Consider the following 12657-nt stretch of genomic DNA (forward strand, 5'->3'; position numbering starts at 1 on the left):
CGACCCAGAACGGCTTCATCGAGCGCTTCAACGGCAGCTTCCGCCGCGAGGTCCTCGATGCCTGGCTCTTCAACACCCTCGAGGAGGTTCGCCAACAGGCAGAAGACTGGCTCGACGAATACAACCTGCGCTGACCGCACGAGTCGCTCGGCGATCTTTCACCAATCGAGTTTCTCAACCGCCGCGGACATGCTGCAGTGTCTATTTATGGACGGACCTAAAAAGTGGGAGTTGACAATTTCATTCAAATTTACCCATCAAGAATCAGCAGACCAAGTCTTCCACAAACCCATTCTCCATTTCTTGACCATCTCAAAAAAATTGTGTTTTCCGTACTTCTCAACAAGCGTTTCTTGTTCAGACAAAAGATTTCGCCCCAAGGCTAAAGAGTCAACATTCCAACCGAGCATGCTTAGCAATGTCGGATAAATATCCAATGTTGTTGATTCGCGCTCGACAACCCCACTAGGAACATTCTCCCCACGCACTATAAAAAGATTTGCTCTTTCCTCATCTTTACCCTCAAAGAAGCCAGACGCATCGCTCCTCATCATCAAATGATCTGAAGCGACAACCACCAAAACGTCTCGCCCCCTGGATTTCGCCTCTTTTTCGATTGAAAGCACAAAGTCATAAATCATTGAGTCCGCGCATTTTACTGCGTTAAGAATTGGATACTCGCCAACTCCATAGACAACATCATCACAACCAGGAGTAACATGCCCGCTCGGAGGGTGAGTATCTAGCGTCAGGACAAACAGAGAAAAATGTTCACTCTCATCGGCAAGCTCCTTAAATTTTTCTAGCGAAAATTCGAAAACATGATCATCATAAACACCCCACTTAGAAGTAGCCAAAGGCTTTTCGGCCACAGCCTGCAACTCTTCCATCCCGTAGACTTCATCAAATCCATGCTCTTTGTAGAAGCGACCCTTGCCCGCAAAATCTAGACTAGCGCCTCCGACATAAACATTACGGTAGCCATTAAACCGCAAAACATCACCAACACAGGTCGCACCAGGAACGAACCTGAGGCCATCAGAAAAGTCGTTTCGATTAGACTTGTATGTAGCAAGAGGGATTCCGCACTGACTCGAAACCATTCCAGCAATAGTCCAGTCAGTCATTGGAGCCTGCCGAATCCCAGCAAAAGACAAACCTCCAGCCTCTAGCTGCTCAATCTTGCTTATGAGGCCAGGAAACAAGGAATCTTCAAAAAAAGTCCTCTCCAAGCTCTCTGCATAAACAAAAACCAAATCACGACGACCACTAACAGCAACATCAAAATCTTCAAAAGAAGACATCTCATGGTTTAAAACAATCAAATCTCTCGGCGACCACCACTGACTTAAAATCATTTTTGCTTCTATGATGGAAGGATGCAAAAAAACCGCGAAGCAGGCAACTGAAAATGAAATCACAAGCTGCGTAAAAGTGGAAATCAAAAAAACAGGACGCCGACACCTGAAATTAACGATAAAAACAAAAAAAACAACAGACAAAAAAACAAACGAGAAAAAAACGATCAACTCGAACTTAAAAGAAAAAACATCTACCCCCTCAAAACCTTTATACAGATGAAAAAACACAGCCTGATTGACGCCCTCACCTGTAAATCTGTCAGACACATAGAAAAAAAGACTTAACAACAAAGAAAAAAAAGCAAGTAAAATGCTAATCCAAAAAACAAAACCTGAAGAAAACAGTGTCACCGCAAGAAAAAATAGCAAAAGACTTGAAACAACAGGTATTAAAATCAGGTTCATCTCCGCCTCACAAAAAAAAGACAGCGAACCACTAAGGCCCGCTGCCCATTTATTTACTCGCTAACTGATCAGAGCGTCGAACGGCAAGAGCCAGGCAGGTATTTTGCCGGAACCGTACCACTACCAGTTGCACCTGCACACTCAAACCCATAAAGTTGAGTCGGCATATCAGCGGTTGTTGCAGCAGTACCAGGAGCGGTAGTCGGAGTCAAGACGATCGTAGTACCATTCAACGCCGCGTCGATACTATCGTTCGCAACTGTCACGGTAATCGCCCCATTCGCGCCAGTCGTCACAGATGCAACGTATTGGGTACCAGAACTCGATTCACACCCCCAGGCACCTGCGGCTGGTGCATTGGCGGTAGTACCGGACTGATAGACCTCAGCAACCGTGGTTCGACACTGACTCGCCGCAAGAATGACCTCGGACATCTTGGCCTTGGCCATATAGTCCTGATACGCCGGCAGCGCGATCGCCGCCAGGATGCCGATGATGGCCACCACGATCATGAGTTCGATCAGGGTGAAGCCGGCCTGTTTTTGCTTCGTCATGGAATGCTTCTCCGGTTTGGGATGAACTGAGCCTGTCTCGTCGGGAGACGGGGCCGACATGGCGGTGCCGGTCCTGGTGCCCCTGTTATCAAGTTCCGGGCCAACCATGCGAGGGCTGTGCAAGCCCTTGTTTTTGCGTTCAGGAAATGAGCGCGGCAGTGGCTGTCACCCGAACCCCCGCGACAATCCACAGGCCCGTGTCCGGCCAGCAGGGGTGACAGTCCACAGACTGACACACCAAGGGGGTGACAGCCGCGCCGCCAGTCACCAGCCGCCAGTGGGCGCGGGCCGGGGACGGGGGCGCGGGACCGATCGGAGGGCGTGGGCGGTGACGGGGGACGGGGTTGAACCACGAGGCACGAAGGACGCGAAGCACACCGCCAAGCGTCGGCTGGGCAAAGCGCGGCGTGCCCGGCGATCAGTCGCCAGCCACCCGTGAGGAGACCGGTTGACTGGCTCCCGCGCCACAGCTGGTCGCAACCGTCCGCTGCGGGGGGGGGCTGACCGCCGGCGGCTGCTCCCCTCGCCTCTTGGCATGCTGCGCGACCTTGCGGTCCAATCGCCCCGGCGACCGGCGACCGGCGACTGACAGCTGGCAGCTGGCGGCTTTTCCGCCTTGTCTCTTCGCGTCCTTCGCGGCGTTGCGGTTCTCCCCCCTGGCAACTGATCGCCGAAGGGGTCTCATCCTCGCCCTCGCGCCTTTGCGCGCCTTGACGCTTTGCGGTTCAATCCGGTCGGGGGGACGAGGAGGCGTCGCAGCGAGCGATGGCTCGGGCAGGGAGTGCCGACCACCACACGCAAACAACCCAACCTTGCCCATCAAACAGTGACCACTCGCCGGCGCGATGGTCGGCGACGCGTTGGGCGGTGTCACGCCAACCCCAACCTTTAGGACCACGACCACGGACGGGCCAGCGTCGAGCAACCGGGAGAACACTGGAGATGCCATCGATCTGTCTGAACACCGCGAGCGCCGTCACCGGACTGAGCCGACGCACGCTGCAGCGCTACATCCAGGAGAGACGGCTGATGGCGATCCGTGACGGTGACGATGGCAAGACCCGGGTGGAGTTGAGCGCGCTGCTGACGCTGACCGGCACCAGGCTCACCGAGCCGGAGCGGACGCTGGCGCTCGCCGCCGACCAGGGCGACCCCGGCGCGCAGTACGAGTTCGGCGTGTGGCTGCTCGAACGCGCGCGCGCGCCCCAGGCGCGCGACTGGTTCCAGCAGGCCGCGCGCGCCGGACACGCCGATGCGATGTGTTGGCTGGGGCGCGATCTGGTGCTCGGCGAGGGCGGCACGCGCGACGAGGCGGCGGGCAGCGCCTGGCTGGGGCGCGCGGCGGCGCGCGGCTCGGCGCTGGCGCAGGCGCTGACTGCGGAGTTGGGCAGCCCGAGCGGGCTGCAGGCGCGTGCGCGCGAGGACCTGGGCGCACTCGAACAGCTGCTCGACGCCGCCGAGCGACGGGTGCTGCTCGAGGCGCTGCAGGCGACCGCCGGGTAGCTCTCTCGCGCGGACCGAAGTCAGGCCGCCGACTGACGCCGCACCGGGTCGCGGCTCAGCGCACGTGGTGCTCGATGATGGCCTCGATGTCCGCCGGCGCCCAGCGCGCGCGCCGATCGGCGGGGTGCATGCCCTTGCGGTTCATCTCCTCGGCGATCGCCGCCGGCGCGCGCGACGCCGCATAGCGATCGGCGATCAGCGCGACATGTGAGCGGGCCGGTTCCTGGAGGTAGGGATAGCGCGTGCCGCAGTGCTTGCAGCGCCTGGCGTCGAAGGCGATCGGCTCACGGCACTGGCTGCAGGCGATCGACCTTGGCGCGAGCGCGCCCCGCCCGGGCCGGGGCGCGAGCGACGGCAACAACCCGACGACCAGACCGAAGGGCCCGAACAGCAGCCCGACCAACCCCCAGCCCAACACGTCCCGCCCGCGGGCACTCGCGATCACGCCGCTGAAGACCGGGAACAGGACCCACAGCATCAGCAGTGCCATTGTTCAGCCCCTCGCCGTCGAGGCCGGATCGTTCACCCCGGCTTCGGTCGCCCGATCGCGATTGTCCTCGGTGAAGGCCCAGACCAGCGCCCCGACCCAACCGAGGAAGGTCCAGCCGAGGAACAGATCGAGCACGAAGATGGCCACGGCCTTGGTGTGACGTCGCTCTTGCGCGACCAGAGCGGGGAGGAAGTACAGGACGAGCGCGAACACCATGGCGCCCAGGTTGAGCAGCGCGGCCCAGGAGACGGATTCCACGGCCGTCAGCCCGATCAGCGTGACGACGAGCAGACCGACCAGAAGGATCAGCACCCCTCGGACGGCCATGTCAAAGACCTTGCCGACGGACAGCGTGCCGCCCCCGCCGCCCCTGGCGCGACGGGGGGCGTCGCGCTTCGCCCGCACGCGTGCCGCGCTGTGCCGCACGCGACGAGGGCTCTGCCCGGAACGGGCCGTCTGGGGGCGGTGGCCCGGATGCCCGCCGTTCTCCACCCCACAGTTGCGACAGACCCAGGTCGACGCGTCTCTCGCGACCATCGTCTGACACTGGCACGCACGGCAACGCCGCCATTCGCTATCGTCGAGTGTATCGCCCATGCCCGCGCTCCTTTGCAAATCATCGGTTGTGCCACCCGAGAGACCCGCCCGGCCACGCGCACAGCACGGTCATCGGCCAGGCCAGGCCTCCACTCGACAATATATAGCGCACGGTTTCATGCGGGGCGGGCGCGTCCGTCGCCGCAGCGCCGACGGATCGACGCCCGAGCGTGTCGCGGCACGCTCGCGCCGAGCAGGGAAGGGGCCGGAGGGCGAGACATCACAAGTGTTTGGAGGCAGTCCCTGCGCGCAGCCGACCGGCTGTGACAATCCCCGCGAGACGACGCCGAGGCGGCGCGAGACGGCACGCTAGAGAATCTGGTCGAGATCGCCATCGGCCGAATAGTAGCAGGCCTTCAGCTTCGCCCCGACATAGCCGCCATAGCGGTTCTTGGCATTCACCAGGAGGGAGATGTAGAACCGATCGTTCCCCAGCCTCAAGAACTGAGGGTCATCCTCCACTTTCACGCTACCCGGATCGTAGTACATCGATTTAGCTTTGATCATGGAGAGACACCGCTCCACCTCATCGGCCGAGGCCGAGCGCATCTCTTCGATTCCATGCGCTTTCCTATCCCTGATCCAGGCATCCAGGAAGACCTTCTCAGGCGATGGTGGTACTGGGGCAACCGGCGTTTCAGTGCGTGCTGGCGGCAGCCTGACGGGGGCGATCGGCCTCCCCACGGACAGCTCTTCCGCATCCGCCGCGCACCTCACCTGCGAAAACGTCACCGCCCCAGTGTCGGGGTCCGTGCACTTGTAGACGCCCGCCCATCCCGCCACGCCCCAGAGCGTGGCGACGACGGCCAAGGTCATTGCTGTCCCGTGCATGATTCACCTCCCTTGCGATTGACCCGAGCGGGAGTGTGGATCTACACCGCCACCAACATCAAGCTCACCCGCCAATAGGGCGTCTGATCCGCGGCATAGAGCACAGGCTCGGCAAGGATGGCGCGTCCGTCACTATCGTAGCGCCAGCCGACCTGGTGGCTGTGGCCGTGGCGTTCGAGGGTCATCGCCAGCTCGGGGAGCGCGGCCCAGGCGCTGAGGGTGTCGAGCCGGTCGCGGTCGATCCAGGCGGCGTCCTCGGCCCAGGGGCGGAGGGTGAGGGCGCGATACTGCAGGGTGGCGACCTGCACCAGGGCCGCGCCGCCGAGGCTGGGGGTGATGCTCTGGCGCACGCCGGTGCGGGCGTGCTCGTCCTCCCAGTAGAGATCGTCCGGGAGGTCGACCCAGGCACCGCTGTCGAGCCGGGTGAGGCGCATCAGACCATCTGCACGCGGAAGTACCTGGAGCGGCCCGCGCCGGTCTTGGTCGGGTCGAGCAGCACCTTGCCGATGACCTCGAGCGCGGCGAACTCGGCACCGAGCATCGACTGGAGGGCTCTCGGCTGGTCGATGCGTGCACGCATGAACGCCGAGCTGGTCATCCGTGCCCTCGACATGGCCCATGCCCGGCGCCGTCCGCTGCACCATTCCGAGCAAGGTCGGCCAAGCGACTGGCGACTGGAAATCGCAAGCAATAAAAAAGGCCCTCCGCGAACGGAGAGCCTTTCTCGTATTTGGTGGGCCGTCTAGGATTCGAACCTAGGACCAATGGATTAAGAGTCCACTGCTCTACCAGCTGAGCTAACGGCCCGTTTTTCTAGAGCCGTCAAGCTTAAAGGACTTTTGCTGCCTTGTCAACTTACGTACTCTTTCAATTTTGGGGTGGACGATGGGGATCGAACCCACGACCACAGGAATCACAATCCTGCGCTCTACCAACTGAGCTACGTCCACCATAGCTACTTCGCATTCGTCGATATCGCCGATGCGATGAGCTGTGCATTATACCCAATCCTTGGAGAGATGCAAGCTCTTTTTTTCGCCAAGCCCGATCTTCGTTGCCGTGGCTTGCGATTGGCACGCCCGGCAGGATTCGAACCTGCGACCCACGGCTTAGAAGGCCGTTGCTCTATCCGACTGAGCTACGGGCGCTCGTGGCGGCGCAGCGGCGGGCAGGACATCTATCCGTGCTCGCGACCTGGCGGCTGACCTTGGTCGGGGTAGAGGGATTCGAACCCCCGACATCCTGCTCCCAAAGCAGGCGCGCTACCAGACTGCGCTATACCCCGGTTTCGATCGAATCAGTTCGACCCGAAATCGAAGAGCGCTTAATTTACGCAGCCGCCTCCCCGCTGTCAAGCACCAATGATCGTCCGATTCGCCGACGACGGATTCCATCGCCACCGTCGCGCACGATATCATGCGCCATTGACCCCGTATCATTAGGAAGACCATGACCGCACAACTCCTCGACGGCAAGTCGATCGCCGCAGACATCCGCCAGCAGATCAAGACCCGGGTCGACGCCCTGCTCGCCGCCGGCCAGCGCGCCCCCGGCCTGGCGGTGGTGCTGGTCGGCGAGAACCCCGCCTCCCAGGTCTATGTCCGCAACAAGCGCAAGGCCTGCGCCGAGGTCGGCTTCCGCTCCGAGCTGCACGAGCTGCCGGCCTCGACCACCCAGGACGAGTTGCTGGCGCTGATCGACCGGCTCAACGCCGATGCGACCATCGACGGCATCCTGGTACAGCTGCCGCTGCCCGAGCAGATCGACGAGGCGCTGGTGACCGAGCGCATTCTGCCGACCAAGGACGTCGACGGCTTCCATCCCTATAACGTCGGTCGCCTGGTGCTGCGCATGCCGCTGCTGCGCCCGTGCACGCCCAAGGGGGTGATGACCATGCTCGCGCGCACCGGCCAGTCGCTCGCCGGGCTCGACGCGGTGGTGATCGGCCAGTCGAACATCGTCGGTCGGCCGATGGCCCTGGAGCTGCTCGCCGCGCGCTGCACCGTGACCATCTGTCACAGCCGCACCAAGGACCTCGCCGAGAAGGTGCGCGGGGCCGATATCGTGGTCGCCGCCGTCGGTCGGCCGGGCTTCGTGCCGGGGGAGTGGATCAAGGCGGGGGCGACGGTGATCGATGTCGGCATCAACCGCACCGATGAGGGCAAGCTGGTCGGCGACGTCGACTTCGCCGGTTGCGCCGAGCGCGCCGCCTGGATCACCCCGGTGCCCGGCGGGGTCGGTCCGATGACCATCGCCAGCCTGCTCGAGAACACCCTCCAGGCCGCCGAGCTGCACGCCGCCGGCTGAGGCCGCGCGCCGGGCCGTCGCGCCCGGCGTCCGGCGCCTGTTCAGGATCCCTGTCACCATGATCGAAACCGCACTGCACTGGGTGGAGGTCCACCAGGCGCTGAGCGCCTGGGTCGCCGGCCTGTCCGTCGCCGTGTTCCTGCTCTCGCTGCTCTCGCTGCCCTTCCTGGTGGCGCTGATCCCGGTCGATTACTTCGCCGCCCCGGCGCACCGCCCCGACCGGCTGCGCCGTCATCACCCGCTGGTCCACGCCGTGCTGCGCCTGGTCAAGAACCTCAGCGGCGCGTTGCTGCTGCTCTGCGGCCTGCTGATGCTGGTGCTGCCGGGCCAGGGGTTGCTGACCATGCTGATGGGGCTGATCCTCCTCGACTTCCCCGGCAAGTATCGGCTCGAGCGCCGTCTCGCGGCCAACCCCCAGCTGCTCGGCGCGATCAACTGGCTGCGCCGCAGCCGGGGTCTGGCGCCGGTGCTGCCACCGGCCCCGGACGAGCACGCCGGGCGCTGAGCCGCCCCGCCCCGCCCGGCACGGTCCCCGTTCCCGTCCGGGCACCCCCGATCCGCGCCCCATTCCGGGGCATGCCGCACGCGCGACGCCCCTCAGCGTGCGGCGCGTTGTATACAAAACGACATAACGCTCCCTCGTCGAGCGCCGCGACGCCGCCTGTCGCTCACCCAAAAACCCCTACCAGACAATGCGATAGCACCTCATCGACCGCCGATGCCCGATGGTTGGCACCGATCCTGCTTCAAGCCCCTCGCACGACGACCGCAGCCGAGGGGTGGCCACGTCTAGCGTTATATCGAAACGAATATAGCGACCCTCCCCGGCCCTGATCCCCGGGCGCCCCGGCGCCCCGACCGGAGGAACGACAGTGAACGCGTGGACGCAACGCCTCTCCCTGGGCGGACTGCTGGGCCTCGGCCTCGGCGTCCAGGCCACCCCCGCCGAGCAGGTCTACACCCTGGGCACCATCACGGTGAGCGCGCCGACCCCGGCGCTTGGCGCGCTCGACAGCGGCCAGGTCGCCTCGGTGCTGACCAGCGAGACCCTGCGCCGCTTCGACCGCGACACCCTCGGCGAGGCCCTCGACCTGCTCTCGGGGGTGACCATCACGACCAACAGCCGCAACGAGCAGACCCTCGACCTGCGCGGCTTCGACGCCCGTCAGGTGCCGATCTTCATCGACGGCATCCCGGTCTCCGTCCCCTATGACGGCTATCTCGATCTCGGCCGTTTCACCACCACCGATCTCTCGGCAATCCAGGTCGCCAAGGGCTTCAGCGCCATGGCCTATGGCGCCAACACCCTCGGCGGCGCCATCAACCTGGTCTCGCGCCGCCCCGAGCGGGCGCTCGAGGGCGATCTCTCCGTCGGTCTCGCCGCCGACCACACCCGTACCGGCACGCTCAACCTCGGCACCAACCAGGGCCAGTGGTACCTGCAGTTCGGCGCGAGTTGGCGCGACAGCGACGGCTTCCCGCTCTCCGACGACTTCCAGCCGACCGCCACCGAGGACGGCGGACGACGCGACAACTCGGATCAGCGCGACGCGCACCTCTCGCTCAAGCTCGGCTGGACGCCCCGGGGCGACGACGAGTACGCCATCAGCTACTACCGCCAGCACGCCACCAAGGGACAACCGCCGTCGACCGACGCGCGCTCGGCGCGCTACTGGCGCTGGCCCTATTGGGACAAGGAGGGGGTCTACTTCCTCTCGCGCACCGCGCTCGGCGAGCACGAACGGCTGCGCCTGCGCCTCTATCTCGACGACTACGACAACGCCGTCGACGCCTACACCGACGCCAGCTACACCACCCGCAAGACCTCCGGGCGCGGCAGCCTCGGCCCGAGCGGGCGCAGCATCTACGACGACCGGGTGTTCGGCGGCAGCATCACCCTCGAGAGCACCCGTCTCGACCACCACCAATTGCAACTGGCGCTGCACCACAAGCACCAGCGCCACCACGCCGACGACACCATCGAGCGCACCGAGGCCTTCGAGGACGCGCTGAACTCGATCAGCCTCGAGGACAGCATCACCCTCGGCCCACGGCTGCGTCTCGCCCTCGGCCTCGCCCACCACCGCATGCGCCCGCTGCGCGTCGACAAGATCAGCGACCCGGTCGCGCTGCCCGACGCGCAATCGGCCACCGACGCCCAGGCCGGGCTGTTCTGGTCGCTCGACGCCGACGGCGACGACCTGCTCTATGCCACCGTGGCGCGCAAGAGCCGCTTCCCCACGCTCAAGGACCGCTATTCGCTGCGCCTCGACACCGCCATCCCCAACCCCGACCTGCGCACCGAGCACGCCCTCAACTACGAACTCGGCTATCGCGGCAGCCCGCGCCCGGGGCTCGAACTCGAGGCGGCGCTGTTCGCCAGCAGCATCACCGACCTGATCCAGCGCGTCGACGACGTCGAGCCCGACCGCTACCAGATGCAGAACGTCGGCGAGGTCCAGGTGTTCGGGATGGAGTTCGGCGCCAACGCCGACCTCGGCGCGCGCTGGCAGCTCGGCGCCCACCTCACCCTGATCGACCGCGACAACCGCAGCGACCCCGACCGGCGCCTCACCGGGGTGCCCTCGCACAAGCTCACCGCCCACGCCCGCTTCATCCCCGCCGAGCGCTGGGAGACGCTGCTCTATCTGCGTCACGAAGGCGCGCGCTGGAGCTCCGACAGCGAGCGCCTCGACGCCTTCACCACCCTCGACCTCAAGCTCGCCATGCACCCCGCCAGCGCGGTGACGCTAGCCGCCGGGGTGCGCAACCTCGCCGACAGCAACTACGCGCCGAGCGCCGGCTACCCCGCCGCCGGGCGCACCTGGTTCGTCGAGGCCAACTACCGATTCTGACCCCAACGCCCACGGAGGACTCCCCCATGCGCCCATCACCCCGTCTCATCGCCCTGCTGCTCGCCCTCGCCGCCGCCCCGGCGCAGGCCGTCAACCCATTCGTCTCGCACCGTCTGGCGATCGACGGCGCGGTCGAGCAGCCACAGCAGCTCACCGTCGCCGACCTCGCCAAGCTGCCGCTGCACCGCATCGAGCGGGTGCCGGTGATCTGCCACACCGGCGCGCACATCGCCGACAAGCACCACCTCGAGGGGGTGCTGCTGCGCGACCTGGTCGCGCGCGCCCACCCCAAGGTCGACACCCCGCGCGGGCTGCGCACCCTCGCCGTCACCGCCGGGGCCAGCGACGGCTATCAGGTGGTGTTCTCCTGGGGCGAGCTGTTCAACACCCCGATCGGAGAGCAGGTGCTGGTGTACTTCCGACACGACGGCCAACCGCTCGACGACACCGAGGGGCGCATCGCGCTGATCTCCAGCGCCGACCAGCAGACCGGCGCGCGCCACGTGCGCTGGCTCGACCACATCGAGGTGCGCCAGTTGGCGCGCTGAGGCGACGGAGACCGACCATGCCATCGCTCGATACCCTCGCGCGCCTCGCCGCGCACACCGGCGGCCTGCTCTACCCGCTGGCGCTGCTGCTCACCCTCACCCTGGCGGTGAGCCTGGAGCGCGGCTGGGCGTTGCGCAGCCTCGATCGGCGCGGCGAGCGCCTCGCCCGCGCACTCGCCGGGCTCGACGCGGCCGATCGCGGCGGGCTCGCCGGGCTGCTCGAGGCCCGCCCCCACGCCGTCCACGCCGCGCTGCTGCGCTGCGCGCTGACGCCGCCGGAGACGGCGGCGCCCGCCGGCGCCCTCGCCGCCCGGCTCGACGAGCACATCCTCGCCATCCAGCCACAGCTCGATCGGCGCCTGTGGGTGCTCGACACCGCCGTCACCCTGGCCCCCCTGCTCGGCCTGCTCGGCACCATCGTCGGCATGTTCCACGCCTTCGCCGCGCTCGGCGGCGAGGCCAGCGGGCGCGCCCAGGCGGTCACCGGCGGGGTCGCCGAGGCGCTGGTCGCCACCGCCGCCGGGCTGCTGATCGCGGTGCTCGGGCTGGTCGCCTTCAACGCCCTCGGCGAGCGCGCGCGCCGCGCCGGGCACCAGCTCGAGGTCATCAAGGTGATGCTGGTCAACCGCTTCGCCGGCGCCGCATGCGGCGCGGGGGCGGGCTGATGGCCTATCCCCCCCGCCGGCGCGCGCGCATCGAGGTGGTGGCGATGATCGACATCATCTTCTTCCTGCTCGCCTTCTTCATCCTCGCCACCCTCGAGACCCTCCCCGCGCGCGGGCTCGACGGCCAGCTCCCGGCGAGCGCCACGGCCTCCCGCCTCGACCCCGCCGACGTGGTGATCGTGCTCGCCCGCAACGGCGCGATCAGCGTCGCCGGCGCGCCGCTCGACCACCAGCGGCTCACCGCGCTGCTCCGCGACAAGGGCCCGCGGACCCAGGTGACCATCACCGGCGCCGGCGCCGCCGCGCTCGCCGACCTGGTGGCGGTGATGGACGCCTGTCGCGCCGCCGGGATCACCGCCATCGCCCTGGCCACCCGCGAGGTCGGGGCATGACTCCCCCCGCGCCGCGCTTGCCCGAGATGCCCTGGTGGCTCGCCGGCACCCTCGCCCTGGTCCTCCAGGGCGCGCTGCTCGCGCTCGCCGCCGGGCGGGTACCGATGGCCGAGGGCGGCGAACGCGCCGCGGACACCCCGCTACGCCTG

Annotated in this window: 14 protein-coding genes, 4 tRNA genes and 1 pseudogene; 8 read left to right on the forward strand and 11 right to left on the reverse strand. The window is 65.5% G+C overall.

The window, feature by feature from the left end:
* Nucleotides 1–131: pseudogene (locus tag EBL85_RS15460) on the forward strand (integrase core domain-containing protein); the annotation flags it as partial.
* A 126-nt stretch (nucleotides 132–257) separates the two neighbouring features.
* Here the strand turns inward: EBL85_RS15460 and EBL85_RS15465 are convergent.
* Nucleotides 258–1766, reverse strand: coding sequence for a sulfatase-like hydrolase/transferase (locus tag EBL85_RS15465; RefSeq protein ID WP_123143374.1), 1509 nt, complete (start codon nucleotides 1764–1766; stop codon nucleotides 258–260).
* A 68-nt stretch (nucleotides 1767–1834) separates the two neighbouring features.
* A complete protein-coding gene (locus EBL85_RS15470) occupies nucleotides 1835–2320 on the reverse strand; it encodes a pilin (RefSeq protein WP_123143375.1) in 486 nt (161 codons plus the stop codon).
* Between the two features lie 942 nt (nucleotides 2321–3262).
* Here EBL85_RS15470 and EBL85_RS15475 point away from each other — a divergent pair.
* Entirely contained in the window at nucleotides 3263–3823 is a 561-nt protein-coding gene (locus tag EBL85_RS15475) for a tetratricopeptide repeat protein (RefSeq protein ID WP_123143376.1), read from the forward strand.
* Nucleotides 3824–3878: 55 nt separating this feature from the next.
* Here the strand turns inward: EBL85_RS15475 and EBL85_RS15480 are convergent, their stop codons facing one another.
* From EBL85_RS15480 to EBL85_RS15515, 9 genes are all read right to left on the reverse strand, one after another.
* Entirely contained in the window at nucleotides 3879–4313 is a 435-nt protein-coding gene (locus EBL85_RS15480) for a zinc ribbon domain-containing protein (protein WP_123143377.1), read from the reverse strand.
* Nucleotides 4314–4316: 3 nt separating this feature from the next.
* The gene (locus tag EBL85_RS17505) at nucleotides 4317–4910 is read right to left on the reverse strand and encodes a superinfection immunity protein (RefSeq protein ID WP_223806171.1); all 594 of its coding nucleotides are present in this window, start codon (nucleotides 4908–4910) and stop codon (nucleotides 4317–4319) included.
* Nucleotides 4911–5219: 309 nt separating this feature from the next.
* Nucleotides 5220–5741 carry a hypothetical protein gene (locus tag EBL85_RS15490; protein ID WP_148040567.1) on the reverse strand — a complete coding sequence of 174 codons (522 nt, stop codon included), beginning with the start codon at nucleotides 5739–5741 and terminating at the stop codon, nucleotides 5220–5222.
* Between the two features lie 41 nt (nucleotides 5742–5782).
* Nucleotides 5783–6175, reverse strand: a complete 393-nt coding sequence (locus tag EBL85_RS15495) for a hypothetical protein (RefSeq protein ID WP_123143379.1) — start codon at nucleotides 6173–6175, stop codon at nucleotides 5783–5785.
* The gene (locus EBL85_RS17255) at nucleotides 6175–6339 is read right to left on the reverse strand and encodes a hypothetical protein (protein ID WP_190287981.1); all 165 of its coding nucleotides are present in this window, start codon (nucleotides 6337–6339) and stop codon (nucleotides 6175–6177) included. The genes EBL85_RS15495 and EBL85_RS17255 overlap by 1 nt, the downstream gene beginning before the upstream one ends.
* Nucleotides 6340–6472: 133 nt before the next feature.
* Nucleotides 6473–6548, reverse strand: a tRNA-Lys gene (locus tag EBL85_RS15500).
* 67 nt (nucleotides 6549–6615) lie between these two features.
* Nucleotides 6616–6691, reverse strand: a tRNA-His gene (locus tag EBL85_RS15505).
* 121 nt (nucleotides 6692–6812) lie between these two features.
* Nucleotides 6813–6889: transfer RNA gene (locus tag EBL85_RS15510), tRNA-Arg, on the reverse strand.
* A gap of 60 nt (nucleotides 6890–6949) precedes the next feature.
* Nucleotides 6950–7026 (reverse strand) — tRNA-Pro (locus EBL85_RS15515).
* 164 nt (nucleotides 7027–7190) lie between these two features.
* On the opposite strand from EBL85_RS15515, the gene folD reads away from it, so the two are divergent.
* The 6 genes from folD (at nucleotide 7191) to EBL85_RS15545 (ending at nucleotide 12508) form a co-directional block, all read left to right on the forward strand.
* On the forward strand, nucleotides 7191–8048 hold the full coding sequence (gene folD, locus EBL85_RS15520; RefSeq protein WP_123141492.1) for a bifunctional methylenetetrahydrofolate dehydrogenase/methenyltetrahydrofolate cyclohydrolase FolD: 858 nt from the start codon (nucleotides 7191–7193) through the stop codon (nucleotides 8046–8048).
* 58 nt (nucleotides 8049–8106) lie between these two features.
* Nucleotides 8107–8553, forward strand: coding sequence for a PGPGW domain-containing protein (locus tag EBL85_RS15525; RefSeq protein WP_123143380.1), 447 nt, complete (start codon nucleotides 8107–8109; stop codon nucleotides 8551–8553).
* A 367-nt stretch (nucleotides 8554–8920) separates the two neighbouring features.
* Nucleotides 8921–10903 carry a TonB-dependent siderophore receptor gene (locus tag EBL85_RS15530; protein WP_123143381.1) on the forward strand — a complete coding sequence of 661 codons (1983 nt, stop codon included), beginning with the start codon at nucleotides 8921–8923 and terminating at the stop codon, nucleotides 10901–10903.
* 26 nt (nucleotides 10904–10929) lie between these two features.
* Nucleotides 10930–11451 (forward strand): molybdopterin-dependent oxidoreductase, encoded by a 522-nt coding sequence (locus tag EBL85_RS15535; protein ID WP_123141489.1) that lies wholly within the window; start codon nucleotides 10930–10932, stop codon nucleotides 11449–11451.
* A 17-nt stretch (nucleotides 11452–11468) separates the two neighbouring features.
* Nucleotides 11469–12116, forward strand: a complete 648-nt coding sequence (locus tag EBL85_RS15540; protein WP_123143382.1) for a MotA/TolQ/ExbB proton channel family protein — start codon at nucleotides 11469–11471, stop codon at nucleotides 12114–12116.
* Entirely contained in the window at nucleotides 12116–12508 is a 393-nt protein-coding gene (locus tag EBL85_RS15545; RefSeq protein WP_123141487.1) for a biopolymer transporter ExbD, read from the forward strand. The genes EBL85_RS15540 and EBL85_RS15545 overlap by 1 nt, the downstream gene beginning before the upstream one ends.
* Nucleotides 12509–12657: the final 149 nt, after the last annotated feature.

This window comes from Marichromatium sp. AB32, from assembly GCF_003718675.1.
Taxonomy (GTDB): Bacteria; Pseudomonadota; Gammaproteobacteria; order Chromatiales; family Chromatiaceae; genus Marichromatium; species Marichromatium gracile.